The 16,846-nt window shown below is 48.3% G+C and carries 15 protein-coding genes; 1 reads left to right on the top strand and 14 read right to left on the bottom strand.

Annotation, left to right across the window (positions count from 1 at the left end; all coding sequences use genetic code 11):
* Positions 1-2 precede the first annotated feature (2 nt).
* The 11 genes from FH968_RS16180 to FH968_RS16130 all read right to left on the bottom strand — a co-directional run bounded on the left by FH968_RS16180 (position 3) and on the right by FH968_RS16130 (position 11,086).
* On the bottom strand, positions 3-968 hold the full coding sequence (locus tag FH968_RS16180) for a GDP-L-fucose synthase (protein ID WP_139881375.1): 966 nt from the start codon (positions 966-968) through the stop codon (positions 3-5).
* A 2-nt stretch (positions 969-970) separates the two neighbouring features.
* On the bottom strand, positions 971-2,092 hold the full coding sequence (gene gmd / locus FH968_RS16175; protein ID WP_139881373.1) for a GDP-mannose 4,6-dehydratase: 1,122 nt from the start codon (positions 2,090-2,092) through the stop codon (positions 971-973).
* Positions 2,093-2,146: 54 nt separating this feature from the next.
* Positions 2,147-2,686, bottom strand: a complete 540-nt coding sequence (gene wcaF / locus FH968_RS16170; protein WP_139881371.1) for a colanic acid biosynthesis acetyltransferase WcaF — start codon at positions 2,684-2,686, stop codon at positions 2,147-2,149.
* A 29-nt stretch (positions 2,687-2,715) separates the two neighbouring features.
* Positions 2,716-3,468: a colanic acid biosynthesis glycosyltransferase WcaE gene (gene wcaE / locus FH968_RS16165; protein ID WP_139881368.1), complete on the bottom strand. Its 753-nt coding sequence runs from the start codon at positions 3,466-3,468 to the stop codon at positions 2,716-2,718.
* A 7-nt stretch (positions 3,469-3,475) separates the two neighbouring features.
* Positions 3,476-4,696 (bottom strand): colanic acid polymerase WcaD, encoded by a 1,221-nt coding sequence (wcaD, locus tag FH968_RS16160; RefSeq protein ID WP_139881366.1) that lies wholly within the window; start codon positions 4,694-4,696, stop codon positions 3,476-3,478.
* On the bottom strand, positions 4,671-5,888 hold the full coding sequence (gene wcaC / locus FH968_RS16155; protein ID WP_139881364.1) for a colanic acid biosynthesis glycosyltransferase WcaC: 1,218 nt from the start codon (positions 5,886-5,888) through the stop codon (positions 4,671-4,673). Before wcaC ends, wcaD begins: the two co-directional genes overlap by 26 nt.
* A 2-nt stretch (positions 5,889-5,890) precedes the next feature.
* Positions 5,891-6,376, bottom strand: a complete 486-nt coding sequence (gene wcaB, locus FH968_RS16150; protein ID WP_139881362.1) for a colanic acid biosynthesis acetyltransferase WcaB — start codon at positions 6,374-6,376, stop codon at positions 5,891-5,893.
* 2 nt (positions 6,377-6,378) lie between these two features.
* The gene (wcaA, locus tag FH968_RS16145; protein WP_139881360.1) at positions 6,379-7,227 is read right to left on the bottom strand and encodes a colanic acid biosynthesis glycosyltransferase WcaA; all 849 of its coding nucleotides are present in this window, start codon (positions 7,225-7,227) and stop codon (positions 6,379-6,381) included.
* A gap of 104 nt (positions 7,228-7,331) precedes the next feature.
* Positions 7,332-9,500, bottom strand: a complete 2,169-nt coding sequence (gene wzc, locus FH968_RS16140; protein WP_139881358.1) for a tyrosine-protein kinase Wzc — start codon at positions 9,498-9,500, stop codon at positions 7,332-7,334.
* A gap of 2 nt (positions 9,501-9,502) precedes the next feature.
* Positions 9,503-9,946 (bottom strand): low molecular weight protein-tyrosine-phosphatase Wzb, encoded by a 444-nt coding sequence (gene wzb, locus FH968_RS16135; RefSeq protein ID WP_139881356.1) that lies wholly within the window; start codon positions 9,944-9,946, stop codon positions 9,503-9,505.
* A gap of 6 nt (positions 9,947-9,952) precedes the next feature.
* Positions 9,953-11,086 carry a polysaccharide export protein gene (locus FH968_RS16130; protein ID WP_139881353.1) on the bottom strand — a complete coding sequence of 378 codons (1,134 nt, stop codon included), beginning with the start codon at positions 11,084-11,086 and terminating at the stop codon, positions 9,953-9,955.
* A gap of 743 nt (positions 11,087-11,829) precedes the next feature.
* On the opposite strand from FH968_RS16130, the gene FH968_RS16125 reads away from it, so the two are divergent.
* Complete coding sequence (locus FH968_RS16125) at positions 11,830-13,410, top strand: TerC family protein (protein WP_139881351.1); 1,581 nt, start codon at positions 11,830-11,832, stop codon at positions 13,408-13,410.
* 54 nt (positions 13,411-13,464) lie between these two features.
* Here FH968_RS16125 and asmA read toward each other — a convergent pair whose 3' ends face one another.
* The 3 genes from asmA to udk form a co-directional block, all read right to left on the bottom strand.
* Positions 13,465-15,309, bottom strand: a complete 1,845-nt coding sequence (asmA, locus tag FH968_RS16120) for an outer membrane assembly protein AsmA (RefSeq protein ID WP_139881349.1) — start codon at positions 15,307-15,309, stop codon at positions 13,465-13,467.
* 23 nt (positions 15,310-15,332) lie between these two features.
* The gene (gene dcd / locus FH968_RS16115; RefSeq protein WP_139881347.1) at positions 15,333-15,914 is read right to left on the bottom strand and encodes a dCTP deaminase; all 582 of its coding nucleotides are present in this window, start codon (positions 15,912-15,914) and stop codon (positions 15,333-15,335) included.
* Positions 15,915-16,066: 152 nt separating this feature from the next.
* The gene (udk, locus tag FH968_RS16110) at positions 16,067-16,708 is read right to left on the bottom strand and encodes a uridine kinase (protein WP_139881345.1); all 642 of its coding nucleotides are present in this window, start codon (positions 16,706-16,708) and stop codon (positions 16,067-16,069) included.
* Positions 16,709-16,846 lie beyond the last annotated feature (138 nt).

The raw sequence follows: 16,846 nt of genomic DNA, 5'->3' as shown, positions 1-16,846 counted from the left end.
ACTTACCCCCGGAACCGCTGCTGATTTTCGAGGAACCACTGGTACGTGCTGGCAAGACCGGGTTCCAGAGTGATTTCCGGATACCACCCAAGGCGACGCAGACGCGTCACATCCAGCAGTTTGCGCGGCGTACCGTCAGGCTTAGATGCGTCAAACACCACGCGCCCACGGTAGCCAGTCACTTTGGCGATGGTTTGCGCCAGTTCGCGAATAGTGCAGTCAACACCGGTACCCACGTTGATGTGCGAAAGCATCGGCTCGGTGTGTTCCTGCCAGACTTCATGGTCCAGTTCCATCATATGGATGCTGGCGGCAGCCATATCGTCAACATGCAAGAATTCGCGCATTGGCGTGCCACTTCCCCACACCACCACGTCCGGTAAATTCTGCGCAGTCGCTTCGTGGAAGCGGCGCAGCAACGCCGGAATGACATGCGAATTGCTCGGATGGAAGTTATCGTGCGGGCCATACAAATTAGTTGGCATCACCGAGCGATAATCGCGACCGTACTGGCGGTTATAAGATTCGCACAATTTAATGCCCGCAATTTTGGCAATCGCATACGGCTCGTTTGTTGCTTCAAGCGTGCCTTGCAGCAGCTCGCTTTCTGCCATGGGCTGGTTGGCCATTTTTGGATAAATGCACGATGAACCGAGGAACAGCAACTTATTCACGTTGTGCGTATGCGCGCTGTGAATAATGTTGCTTTCAATCATCATGTTTTCGTAGATAAAGTCAGCTGGATAGGTATTGTTCGCGACAATACCACCCACTTTCGCCGCCGCAAGGTAAACCTGGTCAATACGTTGCTCGGCAAAAAAGGCGTTAACTGCCGCGCCATCCAACAGATTCAGTTCATCGCGACCACGTAGCACTAACTCAATATCAGCGCGATGCTCAAGCTGTCTAACGATGGCGGAACCGACCATCCCTCGATGACCGGCAACAAAGATACGTTGTTTATTCATGCTCAGGACTCCAGCGCGATGGCAACCTCGTAACCGTGGGCCTTGAGCAACGAGTGTTTTTTCGCCGCTTCCAGATCTTTAGCGACCATTTCGCCGACCATTTCTCTCAGCGTGATCTCTGGTTTCCAACCCAATTTTTCGTGCGCTTTGGTTGGGTCACCCAGCAGGGTTTCCACTTCAGCAGGACGGAAGTAACGCGGGTCAACAGAAACAATCACATCGCCCGCTTTCACGCCCGGTGCGTCATGGCCGGTAACAGAAACCACAATACCTTTTTCGTCCACGCCGTTACCTTCAAAGCGCAGTTTGATACCCAGCTGTGCTGCCGCCATTTCAACGAATTGACGTACGGAATACTGCACACCGGTTGCAATCACGAAGTCTTCTGGGTTGTCTTGCTGCAGCATCATCCACTGCATTTTCACGTAGTCTTTGGCATGGCCCCAGTCACGCAGGGAATCCATGTTGCCCAGATACAAGCATTTTTCCAGGCCTTGAGAGATATTGGCGATAGCACGGGTGATTTTACGCGTAACGAAAGTTTCGCCGCGGCGTGGAGACTCGTGGTTAAACAGAATGCCGTTACAGGCATACATGCCGTAGGATTCACGGTAGTTCACGGTTATCCAGTAAGCGTATAGTTTCGCAACGGCATACGGGGAGCGTGGATAGAAAGGCGTGGTTTCTTTCTGCGGGGTTTCTTGCACCAGGCCGTACAGCTCAGAGGTGGACGCCTGGTAGAAACGGGTTTTCTTCTCAAGGCCTAAGAAACGAATCGCTTCCAGCAAACGTAATGTGCCCATCGCATCAACATCTGCGGTGTATTCCGGGGATTCAAAAGAAACCGCTACGTGGCTCATTGCGCCAAGGTTATACACTTCATCCGGCTGCACTTCGGAAAGAATACGGGTCAGGTTTGAGCTGTCCGTCAGATCACCGTAGTGCAGATGGAATTTTGGATTGCAGGCATGTGGATCCTGGTAAATATGGTCAACACGTTCGGTATTGAAAGAAGAGGCGCGGCGCTTGATGCCATGCACTTCATAACCTTTTTCCAGCAACAGTTCTGCCAGATATGAGCCGTCTTGTCCGGTTACACCCGTGATGAGAGCTACTTTAGTCATAATAATTCCTATGATTGAAGATGAATTTAAGCGCCTTATTTACAAATAAAGGCTTTACGCTCGGGAGCGTATTTTTACTGCAGGGTTACCCCGGCAAACGGCATTCGCCGGTAATGATTTATAAATGCTGCTGCGGGCACCCACGACAGTGCTATTGCCAATCGTCACACCTGGTGAAACAAATACATCGGTTGCCAACCAGCATTTTTCGCCAATGACAATAGGTGTGGCGGTAATATCGAAATGCTTGCTCATGTAATCGTGACTACCGGTACATAAATAACACTTTTGTGACACGACGGAATTTGCACCAATCGTGATCTCACCCAGCGTATATAACACCGCGTCATCACCTACCCAGGCATAGTCACCCAACGTTAATTTCCACGGGTAGGTGATTTTTACTGATGGACGAATAACCACGCCCTTGCCAATTTTCGCGCCAAATAGCCGTAATAAAAATGCACGCCAGCGATATAACACTTGTGGAGACCAGGCAAACAATGTCGCCTGCACTGCCCACCACAATTGAACCTTTATAGGATTGCCTCCTCGAAATCCTTTCGGCACCGAGAAGCCATTTAATTCCTGCATAATATTTCCTTATAGCAACGGCATAACAACTACGCTTTGTTATACAGCGCCTTTGCTTTACCGGTTGTACGCAAGCGAAGCTTGAAGGATAATTCTGCAATAAAACCTGGCACACCTAATATTTTGCGCTGAACGTTTTTAGCATCACGGCATAATTCAATATTATTAGACGTTGACACACCGCCCATGGAGAATTCAGACACCATCCCCTTGACGCGCTTAAATGCATAGCCACTTTTATACATTTTGGCTACTAATGCATAATCAGAGGAAACTTTATATTGCAGATCGTAGGGGTACTTTCTCAGCCCAGTGAGTGGGAAAAATATCGCCTGATGGCTGGCGGGCAAACTATGGTAAATATACCAACCCCGTTTTGCACGCCGTTCTATTTTTGTACCATCACCAAAATCTAATAAGGCATCGCCAATGATCATCGAATTGTCAGCTGATGGTATCGCCGCAAGCTGGTGTGCAACATGTGCGATATCTTGATGGAAGATATCACCTGAATTAAGGAACAATGCATAACGGCCCTGAGCCATATCAATGCCTTTGTTCATCGCGTCATAAATGCCGTTATCTTTCTCACTGACGTAGCGTAAGTTGTACTGTCCATTGAGTTTTCCAAGGAATTCAGCCGTACCATCCTGCGAACCACCATCAACTACAATCCATTCAAATGTGATACCAGGCACCTTGGCTAAGTGAGCCAGCGACTGCCAGGTTTTCTCTATCCCGGAGAGGTTTTTATAGGCGACGGTGATGACACTTAATAGCATATTGACCTCAGGAGTTCGTAATATTGAGTGCCTTACGCAAAATAAATGGACACACAATTAGAAACGCATATTCAGGGCTAAAAATTGAGCCAGTAAAAAATAATGACATAGGTGTGAAAAGCCATAATTGCACGCGATAATTTTCGTTATTACCAAATGCAGTGCGCATCATTTTAAAGACTTTCCAAAGATACCAAACAGTCAATAACACGGCGAACCATGAAAAATAAATAATTAGCAGGTATAAGCCATTGTCTACTGTTTTACCGACATCCGCACCGTTAAAGATTCCGAATGATGCAACATATTCATATAAAGAACCAAACCGCACTACCCCATCAATATTGGTCAAAGAATACCCGACCATCGCTAATGGGCCAATAATACGGTAATACGATGACGAACCTTCAGTCCCTAAATCCCCAAGGCGTGTTGCAATATAAGGAAACGCAAATACCAACCCTACTAAAAATACGGATAAAGATATAATTGCCAGTGGTAACTTTTTCTTTATGGCACTTTTGTTAAGGTACTGAAATGCCCATTCAAGAAGATAAAACAGGATAAATGTCATTACCCCTGAAAACGATCCCGAAAGAACTATCCCGATAAGAATCATACCATCAATTTTTGGTGTTTTGATACCGAACTGTTTGATGCTGAGCCAAATTGAGATTAATGCCAGAGCAAAAAATGCTGGTTCAAAATAAAGTGCCGTTGTGCGTTTTCCACCGAAGCTAATAAAATTCAGAACATAGCTGTTACTGTAAATAAGAAACTTCGAAATTTTCTCAATCAGGCTACTACCACCTGTCAAAATAATTTGCGCCATTTCTGCCGCAGCCAACATAACAATAATGCCGACCACGCCATAAAATAACCTCAGTAATTTTCGGTGATTATGAGGTGAAATAGTTTTGAAGCGACAACTCCAGGTCATCGCCAGAATCAGCACGATATAAACGAATAATAATGTCGAGGTGACGTATTTGCTGGCATCAAGCGATTGGCCAAAGATGTAGTTAAATGCGGTCAGTCCGGCACCGATACCCAGTGCTATCATCAACTTTTTGATGCTGATTCGTTCAATATACAAAAAGAGGATTGCGGGTAAAAAGGTCACTATCGTTATCGGAAAACTTTCGCCTAGTGAGGCCAACTTGATGTTGACCACCAGATAGATAAACGGCAGCAGCAGATAACTACAGATTCTGATAGAACGAGACATATTCCTCCAGCATCTGTTGTCCACTATACGCCTGGCGACTTGCCGATTTGAAAGACTGCAAATCTTGACCAAACACCTGCTGCGCCAGTGGCTCTTTGAGCATGGTTACCAGTTCGAGTACTCGGGCATCACTAAAGGTTTTACCCCCTACTTTGCGCAGCACTTCATCAGCAGCTTCACTTTTAGTCGCGATAACCGGTACACCAATCGACAACGCTTCACACAAAATCAACGGGTAGTTATCCACCTGTGAACTAAAGACCAGTGAGTCCATTTCGTTGAGCTGGCTCATCAGCGCTTTTTTATCAGTCATATAGCCGTGGTTCACCACGTTCTGGCCCTTGAACGGTGAAAACTTCCCAAACGTGTGCAGTTCAATACTGTCGCCCAGTGCCATTATCGCCTGCACAAGTTGCTGATTAGTTTTGCCGTCATAACGCAAGTCATGCGCCACTACCGCGACTTTTGGCTTTTCGCCCGCGGCTTGCACAAGGGGTAATTCAGCCAGAATCGCTTCGGTCGCCACATCAATTCCGTTGTTGATGATTTTGCAGCGCCCTGCCCCATAGATGCGATTGAACGCGTCGGCCACATGCTGGCTTGGAGAGATAAACTGGCAGCACAGTGCCAGCATTTCGCGGAACAGCTGGCGTTTGCTATCAACCAGAAGATGAGCGCGGTCTTTTTTCACCGGCGGGTAGTTATTTAAAGAAGGGCATTTCTGGCAGCCAGTTTTCCAGCCTTCACAACCATCCAGAAACGCACAGCGGCCAGTGATGCTCCAGTGGTCGTGTAGCGTCCAGACAAAAGTGACATCCGATTTATGCGCTTTAACTCGCTGGCAAAACGCCACCATTTCCTCAAGATTTAGCCAGTAGCTGTGTACCACATGGAAATGCAGTACCACAGGCCCTTTCGCGCGAGTGACTTTGCGATACAGGTTATTCAGGTTGCCGAAGGGGTCGCGGTTGAAAAAGCGGAATAACACGATATTGGCGATAGAAATCAGACGTGGTGTATGTTTTTCAACGTCCGGGTATTTGTCGTGGCTTGCGCTTTTCTTACCACCTTTCCCATAGCCGTAGATAAATCGCGAACTAAGGCCCGCTGCGCGTGCTCGCTGGTGAAGATCCAGTGCCACACCCGCCGCGCCGCCTTCAGCCAGGCGTACATTAAATTGCATGATATTCATTTTTATACCTTTATCCGTATCCGCGCTTTCTCACCCACCACCAGCGCGTTATCTGGCACGTTATCCAGCACCACACTTCCTGCGCCGACGACGACGTTATTACCCACCGTGATATCACCAATAATCACCACATTGGCACCTAGTTCAACGCCGTTGCCAATCACCGGGCAATCATTGCTTTTGCTTCGATTTCCGATTGTGACGCCGTGACGGATGGTGAAATCATCCCCAATGACAACGAATTTATTGATGACGACAGCGTAACCGTGGTGAATAGTAAAGCGCCGTCCGATGGTCGCTCCCGCCTGGATTTCATAGCCAAACAGACATTCGGTAACAAAGCGGTAAAACAGGATTATCGGGGCTGCCCAGAGGTTGTTGATGACGTTTTTTTTACGCCATACCGAACAAAAATGTGCGATGCGATAAGCCATTACCATGCAGCAGGGGCGCAGGCTCCAGGAGTTTGCTTTTAGGTCTTCAAGCACGTTTATTTCCCCCGTAATCCATCAGCAAGACGCTTGGTATTACGCACGCTCAACAGTGCGAATAGCGTGCGTAAAGACATACGCTTATTGCGGATTTGGTAGAGAGTAAACAGTTGGTATTTCTTGCTGGCACGGTCGAATTTATCTTTGTGCTTTTGATAGAAGTGAAAGTAACCGGCAAACTTTTTCGGGGATTTGGTTATCTGCATTTCGCCGTGATTGATATGCAAAATTTGCGTGGCTTCTTCCACTTTCCATGGTTGACCGTACTCCACCACCATACGCAGGAAAATATCGTAATCCTGAGCTGCGGCAAGGCTTGTATCAAACAAGCACGCTCTGAAGCGAGAGGCATAGGTAAAGACCTGATTGCCAATAATATTGCGTTTATAAAACAGCTTTAATGAAAAGGGTGATTTTGGATACAGAGGCAAACTTGCAGGTTGCGAATACACCTGCCCTTCGCAAACGTAGTCATTGGCGTATAAGAAGGCGTGAGTCACCAGTTGATGCTTGTGCTCGAGAAATACCGACAGGCGGTTGGGCGTCCATTCATCATCGTCATCGATACCTGTAATCAACTCGCCCTTCGCCTGACTGATGGCCTGATTGCGCACCGAGCAAGCGCCGGAGTTGAAATCGTTGCGAATATAACGCACACGTTTATCGCCAAGCTCTTCAACAAAACGCTGAAGCTGTTCAAATGAAGAAGAACAGTCGTCAACGATGAGCATTTCCCAGTGTTCGTAATCCTGACGTAGCACAGAGTTAATGGCGCGAATAGCCAACTGCTGGCGATTCCAGGTAGGCATATAAATAGAAATAAGTGGGCGCGATGTAGTGTTATTCATGACACTCCCCAAAAGTCTTGTTATGACGAGAAAGTAAAACTACCCCCATCCCAACCGTCACCATGAGGTAGATGGCGAGGATGAGAGCATTACGTTACCGTCGTTTATTTCGCGTCAGATTTATATTCGTACTCGTAGTAACCGTAATCCTCATAACCTGCCGCACGGCGGAAGATAGAGTTCAGGATTACACCGCGCACGGTGATGCCATTTTGTTCGAAGCGGCTCAGACTGGTTTCGACTTCTTTGAGCGTGTTAACCGCATAACGCGCCACCATCAGCGTGGTGCCTGCATGGCGGCCGACAACGGCGGCATCAGTGACGGCAAGAATTGGCGGGGTATCGATTAACACCAGGTCGTAATTCTTGCTTGCCCATGCCACAAGCTCACCAAAACGCTCGCTCATCAGAAGTTCAGAAGGATTCGACGGCACTGTTCCACGGGGAACGAGGTCAAAATTAGGCACCGAGGTTTTCTGGGCACAGCGGGTAATGTCCGCCTGCCCGGTCAACACTTCCGCAAGGCCATTGGTATTGGTGGTGCCCAGTAATTCGTGGGTATAGCCTTTGCGCATATCACAATCGATTAGCAGCACACGTTTGTTGGTCTGGCTGATAACAGCCGCCAGGTTGGCACAGACAAAGGTTTTACCTATAGACGGGCTAACGCCCGTTAGCATCAGGACATTGTTCGATGCCTGCATCATGGCGAAGTGCAGACTGGTACGCAGGCTTCGAATCGCCTCAATGGCCAAATCCGTCGGATTACCCACTGCCAAAAGTTGGCTTTGCTTATTCCGCTTCGCCCCTTTGACATTGCGCACAATGGCGTTGTCACGAGATTTTTGCCATTCAGAAAGAGGAATACTGGCGTAAACACCAATTCCCGCTTCTTCCAGTACCGCCGGGCTTTCAATACCACGGTTAAACAAGGAACGTAACAGCACGCCCATGATAGATAACATCAGGCCCAGAATGATGCTGCCGAGTATAATCAGCGCGCGTTGTGGTTTGACCATGCCTGGCTGGGCAATCGCTGGGTCAACGATACGTACATCACCAACGGTGCTGGCCTCAGTAATTTTCAGTTCTTGCTGTTTATTTAGCAGCTGCATGTAAACCTGCTGGCCAGATTCCACGTCACGCGTTAAACGCACGATTTCTTGCTGCGTTTTCGGCATCGCCGTTACACGCCCATTCAGGCGTGCTTTTTCCTCTTCCAGAGTTTGACGTTTTTCCAACAGCGTGCGATACGCCGGGTGAACTTTGGTATACAGCTTGGAAATTTCTGCCTCTTTGAAGGTCAACTCGTTGAGTTGCGCATCAATGTTCACCATGGTGTCGAGGACAGATTTTGCCTCAAGCGACAGATCAACCGAGTCTTGTTGCTGGCGATAAGCATTGAGTTTGTTTTCCGCAGCATCAAGACGAGTGCGCACTTCCGGCAACTGTTCGGCGAGGAATTTAAGACTTTTCGCCGCTTCTTCGGATTTACGCTGCACGTTCTGTTCAAGATAATTACGCGTGATGCTGTCCAGAATGTCGCGGATCCTGGCTGGATCTTCGCCAGTGTAAGACAGGCTCAACACTCCCGTATCTTTGCCATTTTCGGCCACCGTCAGGTTACCCTGAAGTTGGTTTATCATGCCAAGCGTTGAATATTTGGTTACCGTGAAGGTATCGCCCACTTGCGCTTTGATAGCGCTCACGTTCATCGTGATGCCACCTTGATTCAGCGGTCGTCCAACTTGCCCTTTGGCGCTAAATCCGTTATCGCTGGTCAGCAAATATTGTGTTGGGCTCAGAACTTCGACGGTGAAAATGTTTTTACCCTGACCGGTCGGAAGGTTAAAGGTGTCGACAATAACGGTGTCATTCTGGTGGCCTTGCAATCTGTCCCAACCGGCACCCAACAGCCAGAAGCTGTTTTTATCGACTGAGATATCAAGGTTGAGATCGTCGACAGTTTTACCTAGCACCAGGCGAGACTGAATCAGCTGCATTTCCGCAGCAGAAGCAGGTGGTTTGTTAGATAGCGCAGAGCTAATGTCATTGACCAGTGAGTTACCGGCGTTTTGTTCGATTTGTACCAGCGCATCAGCTTTATAAATTGGCGTGGCAAACATCGCATAGACCACAGCCAATAAAGCAAAGATTGCCGTGATCCCTAAAACCCACCAGCGGGCCTCAAGTACCGTACCAAACAATCGGCCGATATCAATTTCATCATTGCCCTCAGTCGGGGCGCTCGAACGGCGTGATTTTTCTGTCATTGTTATCCCTGATGAGCGTTGAGTGCGTGAGCCCATTTCTGGGCGCTGAGGTCCAGAAGACCGTATACCGCTTCAAAAGCGTCGTGGCTTTTGCGATACGGATCGGGAATTTCCCGTTCCGCATCCCAGTGACCAAAAAGCATCACTTTGCCGCGCATTTCTGGAGCCATTTCGCAAAGTGCAGAAATATGGCGTTTTTCCATCGCGAGTATTAGGTCGTATTCACGGCACATTTTTCCGGATACCTGTTTTGCACAATGGCCCTCAAGCGAGAGGTTATGCTGTTGTGCCACACGAACGGCACCGATATCAGCCTCTTTTCCCACTAACGCCCCGAGCCCCGCAGACATCACGGTCAGATTCGGGTGATAGCTTTTCAGCAACCGTTCAGCGGTTGGAGAACGGCAAATATTTCCCACACATACAACCAGAATTTTGTTGAACATAGCGCGTTACCAGGTATGGATATCTTTGGCGGTATCCGTCATATAACGAACGCCACTGATGGTTGGCAGCAGTTGGTTGATCAGGCGATTCCAACGCGTGACAGGTGCGGTAGTCACATACACCACATCGTATGGCTGCAACTGGAATTCAGTGCCCATTACCAGCGATGTCGCATCCGACATATCAAGTTGGTAAATGTTGGCAATTTTGCCGCCCTGCTTCTCTTTGAGTGGGCGAATCACAAATATCCCGCTGGCGTTCGATGCGCTCATATCAAGACCTTCGGCCTGGCCGAGGGCTTCGGTCAGCGTCATACCGCTGAAGTCCATTTTCAGGGTGGTCTGTTTCTTCACTTCGCCCATGACAAACACTTTCAAATCGTCATTGCGCGGAACAAAGAGGATGTCGCCGGGATAAAGGAGATGGTTCTGGCTCAGGTCGCCGTTTTGCATCAAGGCTTGCAGGGAAATACGTTTCTCCTGGCCGTTGTGCGTCAGCACGACATTACGCCAGTCGGCCATATCCGTCAGACCGCCTGCGGCGTTAACCGCATCCAGAATAGTGAGTGGGACGTTGGTAATTGGCTGCTGGCCTGATTTGTTGACCTGGCCTGAAACATAGGCTTTTTGGGAACGGAACGCAGCGATATTAACGTCCACCTGCGGGTCAGCAATGTACGTCGCAAGGCGGCTGGTAATATCACTACGAATTTCAGCCAATGTTTTCCCGGTGACTTTTACTTTGCCAACGTAGGGATAGAACATGGTGCCGTCAGACTGAACCCAGTTACCTGCATCGCTCGAGCTACGGTACTGGCCCGCAGGCGTGGTGAGCTCTGGGTGATCCCAGACGGTGATATTAAGGACGTCGCCTGGACCAACACGATATTGGTAGGCGGAAATTTCCTGGTCGAGCGCGATATTTGGTTGAGCAACCGGAGGACGTACGCGTAATTGCTCAACCAGACGCGGTGTTAACGGATAGACGTTAACCATGCGGTCCAAGTTAAAATCTGAATCTTGCTGCTTGATAACATCCTTCCCTACTGTAGACATATTGCTACCGGGGAGCACTGTGCAACCACTCATAAGGGTTACCGACACCAATAAAGGCATCAATTTAAGTTTATATTTTATCATTGAGTATTTATCACTATGGCAGAGTAATTATCCTGAGCGAATAGAATAAGTGACTCGTTAGGTTTATGAATGTGGTGCGAGGTATGAATTTAAACCTACATGCCGATTGATATAACTGGCATCACTCCTAAAAAAATACTTATTTCCAGACATCCTATTGACAGAATAATTAAGGCTTATTTCCTGACTTTCGAGCATGCTACCGCCCCTGGCTTACAGTCACCAACCCACTGAAAAAAGACAATTTATAGGAGATGGAATTAGAGAGCATTAACTCCAAAAATTTATCTTAGGAGATAAGCTCAGCGCCACCAGGTTAAATACCACGGCTTCAAAGAATATAAAAAAACATCTATTATCAGAGAACGATATCGATTGTTGCAGCTAACCCAATATCAGGCAAGGCGCTACGACACGATATCAGGACTTTTAAGAATAATATTAACAGCACAATTACACGCCTTTAGGAATTTCTTTATATTGACAGAAAATTAATAGCTGATACGTCGCAACATGATATACAGATATATCTCATGTAATTCTTATTATAATAAAAAACAATACTCCATAATTACTGAATTCAATTAACTATTTACCTTGGTTATTACGAGGAATTAAGCTCACTACAATTCAAATATTAAGCTAAGCTAGATTTCTCCCCTCTCTGATATTGCAATTTCCCCATCGATTACCCATGATTTCATTGTGACATTTGTCATTTTATACGAGGTGCAGTAAAGCGTATGGAATGGATTGCAGATCCTTCAATCTGGGCAGGGCTAGTAACACTGGTCGTTATTGAGTTGGTTCTCGGTATCGATAATTTGGTGTTTATCGCGATACTTGCCGAGAAACTTCCCCCGGCCCAACGTGACCGGGCACGCGTTACGGGGCTCATCCTTGCTATGTTGATGCGTTTGCTATTGCTGGCCTCTATCTCCTGGCTAGTCACGCTGACAAAACCACTGTTTTATATCGGTAATTTCGCGTTTAGCGCGCGGGATCTGATAATGCTGTTCGGCGGGTTGTTTTTACTGTTCAAAGCCACCGTTGAACTTAACGAACGGCTTGAGGGCAAAGACAGCGAAACGCATACTCAGCGGCGCGGCGCGCAGTTCTGGCCGGTAGTCGCGCAGATTGTGATTCTGGATGCGGTGTTTTCTCTCGATTCAGTCATTACTGCTGTCGGTATGGTTGACCATCTTCCCGTCATGATGGCAGCGGTGATTATTGCGATTTGCCTGATGCTGCTTGCCAGCAAAGCTCTGACTCGCTTTGTGAACAACCACCCTACCATTGTCATTCTCTGCCTGAGCTTCCTGCTGATGATAGGTTTTAGCCTGGTAGCTGATGGCTTTGGTTACCATATTCCGAAAGGCTATTTGTATGCCGCTATTGGTTTCTCGGTGATTATCGAGAGCCTGAACCAGCTCGCCATCTTCAACCGTCGCCGCTTCTTATCCGCTGATCAATCGTTGCGACAACGCACTGCCGAAGCGGTACTGCGCTTATTGAACGGTAAGAAGGAAGAAGCTGAACTGGATGCGCAAACAGCGTCGTTGATTGCCGACCACTCTCAGCAAGCGGAAATTTTCGAACCACAAGAACGGTTGATGATTGAACGCGTGCTCAATCTGAATCAGCGCACAGTGAGCAGTATTATGACTTCTCGCCATGACGTTGAGCACATCAAGCTCAGCAACTCAGAACCTCATATCCGTACGCTGTTGGATAAAAACCAGCATACCCGCATGGTCATTACCGGCGAGGGCGATGAGATTTTGGGCGTGGTGCACGTTATTGATTTACTCCAGCAATCGCTGAAAGGTGAGCCGCTTAACCTCGAAGTGTTAATTCGCCAGCCGCTTATCTTCCCGGAAACGTTGCCTTTATTGGCGGCACTTGAGCAGTTCCGCAATGCCCGAACACACTTCGCCTTCGTGGTTGATGAATTTGGCTCAGTAGAAGGTGTAGTAACACTCAGTGACGTAATGGAAACCATCGCCGGTAATTTGCCCAATGAGGTCGAGGAAATCGATGCACGCCATGACATTCAGAAAAACCCAGATGGGACGTGGACAGCTAACGGGCATATGCCGCTGGATGATTTAGTCCAGTATGTGCCGTTGCCGCTTGATGATAAACGCACCTATCAAACAATCGCAGGGCTGCTGATGGAGTTATTGCAGCATATTCCAGCCACCGGAGAATCCGTTCAGGTGGGCGATTTTATGTTTCGCACGCTACAGGTTGAAAGCCATCGGGTGCAGAAAGTGCAAATTATCCCGCTTAAAAACGAGGACGACCTGGATTTTGAAGTGTAAGAAGGAAAAAAAAGAGAGAACCTTAAGGTTCTCTCTTTTTTTAAACAACTCGAATTACAGCTTATCCAGCAACTCTTTCACATCTTTCGATTTGCTGCTGTCTTTATGCTTTTCTAACCAATCATTCAGACGACGTTTTGCTTCACCCTGCAACTGTTTACGCAGCACCTGATCGGCTTGTAATGAGTAATTCAGTTTCTGCCATTGGCCATAAACACGCAGTGGAATTGGCGTCGTTTTCAGTACATCAATCAGTTTGCTGTCCCCTTTCCAGCCGCCGAGTACGGTGACATTAAACTGGGTGTCGCACTGCTGTTTAACCAGATCCAGCGACCCTTTCCCTGAGAGTGACAGCACGGATGATTTGCCTTCCATTTTATCGAGTATCAGCTCACCGTTATCGAGGTTTGCCTGCGCCGAGAAGCTATCAAGTGAGGTGACGTTGTCATAGGTTTGCAGGCCTTGCACATCGCTATTGCTACGTGCAACCGCCTGATGAATCAGCTGCTGGAAGTTCATACCCTGCATGGTTGTATGCAACATAGTGATGCTTGCATCGCCCTGCCAGGTATGGCGGAAGGCATCTGCGTTGAGCTTGTCGCCGCTAAACTCCCCTTCCATTGATAACAATCCTGACAACGCAATAGGATAGTCGAACGCAGTAAGAATCGGCCCAATCTCAATATCTGACACTTTCGGCTGGAAAGTTAACTGAGATTGTTTCTGGCGTGCATCCAGTTGACCTGGGAACGACATGCTGCCTTTCCCAAATTTCCCGGTCAGTTCTGATACCGTCAACAGGCCGTACTGGTTGTCGATAGCTGATTGAACATCGGCGAAGTCCAGCCCTCGCCAACGCACGCTGGCGGCGGCAATTTTAACCTGTGCACTAAAGCCACGCAGGTACTGGTAACTGGAATCGTCAATACCGGAAGCGATAACTGGGCGCGGTAAGGTTGTTTGCTGCTGTGCTTGTTGCACAACTTTGTTATCGGTTACTGCATTGCCGGCAACCAGACCATCCAGATTCAATTTATTTGCATGTAGATCGAGCACCCACTGAGGTTTTTCTTCCAGTACGACACTCGCGTTACCTTGCAAATCACTGTCGTTGGCGGTCAGTTGCAATTGATTGAGTTCAAGTCTGTGCTGTGCCTCAATCCAGCGAGCCATGAAGATACCGCTGCCCGCTATTCCTTTCGCAGGAAGGTCTGCCCCCTGCAGTTGGTAATCAAGCTGCGAGATATTGGCGCTTAACTGCTGTGGGTAATTGCTGGCATCAAGACTGGCCACCAGCGATAGATTCAGATCGCGCTGGTCACGGTTAATACGGCTGCTCAGTTCGATGTGCGCCTGTTTTTTATCGTTCTGTTCCATTTGCAGATTGATATCGCGCACCGTGATTTGTTCATCACCGTCATGCTGGAACACCAGCACGCTGTCGGCAACTTTTAACTTAGCGATATCAAAAGACCAACCGCGCTCTTCTTCAGGCGGAGAAATGGTGGTTGATGGTTCAACCGGAGCATCTTTCGGGCGACGCTCTTCAGTCTGCGGCGTGAGTTGAATCACCGCACCTTTGAGCATCACCTGTTTAACTTGTAGCTGATGGGATAATAGCGGCAATAAAGCAACGTCCAGACGCATGTTATCAGCACTGACCAAAGGCTGGCTGGCCCCTGGTGCTGTCAACGACATGCGCCCTGATAAAATACTGAGTTGTGGCCAGACATGCCATCGCAGCGAACCGTCTAAATTCAGCTGATAGCCACTGCGAGATTCAACCTGGCGCACCATATATGCACGAAAATCATTTGGATTAACCAACAACACCAACGCAGAAAGGCCAGCAACCAGAACGACCAGCAAAATCATCAGCGTGGTAAGTAATCGTCTCATACATTCCCCATACAGATGGTAACTCAGTCCTTATCAATACGGCTTGCTACAGCCCCTTGCTGATCGCGATATTTCGCGTCCTGGCGGCTGTTATACGGGCGTGCTGCTGGGCCTGAAAGTGGCTCGAAGCTCAACGCGCCAATCATCATACCAGGGCGTAAAGCCAATGGCAGCTTACCGGAATTATAGAACTCCAGCACGATGCAACCATGCCAGCCTGGATCGATACGGTGTGCGGTGACGTGAACCATCAAGCCCAAACGCGCCAAAGATGAACGCCCATCTAACCAACCAACTAAATCGGCAGGAAGGCGGACGGACTCAAACGTTACAGCCAAGGCCAGCTCACCCGGGTGCAGGTAGAAAGCTTCGCCTTCTTTGAGGACAATCTCGTCACTCATCACCCGCTCAAGCGCTTCGCTTACTTCATCTTTCGGGCCACTTAAGTCAATAAACGGTGCGGTATGGCCGCTGAAGGTACGGAATTTGTTCCCCAGACGCACATCAACGGTGGCACCACTGATGCGTTCAACTGGCGGACGAGGGGTAATCGTTAAGCGCCCGTCATCAAGCCAGGCTTCTATATCGCGGTCACACAAACGCATCAGTGATGCTCCTTATCTCATGCTCAGTTTTGTTTACCCTGCCACAGCAAGCCTGAGATAGCCACGCTACGACGGGTAAATATAGGGAATACATTATTTTTTTGCGAGCGAGGCGCAAGAACGCACTCGCCAGGGGCAGTTATGCCAGATGGTTATTCAAAGAACTGGCTGATTTTCGCCTTGAGGATATCAATGGCGATACGATTTTTCCCCCCACGCGGTACGATGATATCGGCATACTGCTTGGAAGGTTCGATGAATTGTAAGAACATTGGACGAACGGTTTTCTGGTATTGGGCCATCACAGAGTCCATTGAACGGCCACGTTCGTTAACATCACGTTTCATACGGCGCATCAGGCAAATATCCAGCGGCGTATCAACAAAAATGGAGAAGTTCATCTCTTCACGCAGACGGGCATCCGTCAGCAACAAAATCCCTTCCAGAATAATGACTTTCTTCGGCATTAAGTGAACGGTATTACCGGTACGGGTATGTTCCACGTAGCTGTAGACCGGAAGTTCAATTGGGCTACCGGATTTAAGCATTTGTAAATGCTGGAATAGCAAGTTGTGGTCCATCGCGTTTGGATGGTCGTAGTTGGTCTTAACTCGTTCTTCCATCGAAAGATGGCTTTGATCTTTGTAGTAACTGTCTTCTGGAATGACACCAATGTGTTCATCACCAACCTGATCACGCAGTTCGCGATACAGTGTGCTGGCAATAAGACTTTTTCCTGAAGCCGACGCACCGGCTATCCCGATGATGACGCATTGATGGGACTTGTCAGTCATGTTGTAACGAGCCTTGTTGACTTAAATGTTGAGGAAGGGCGACGCGAAAGGCGTCAAACGCGGCAATTATAGGGAGATCCGCCTGCTGATACCAGAGTAATGCGTTCTCTCGGGTGATTTTAGCTAACGGTTAGAAAC

The organism is Buttiauxella sp. B2 (assembly GCF_006376615.1).
Classification (GTDB): Bacteria; Pseudomonadota; Gammaproteobacteria; order Enterobacterales; family Enterobacteriaceae; genus Buttiauxella.
Note: the sequence above shows the minus strand (reverse complement) of the source record. Positions and strands in the feature narration are given on the sequence as shown.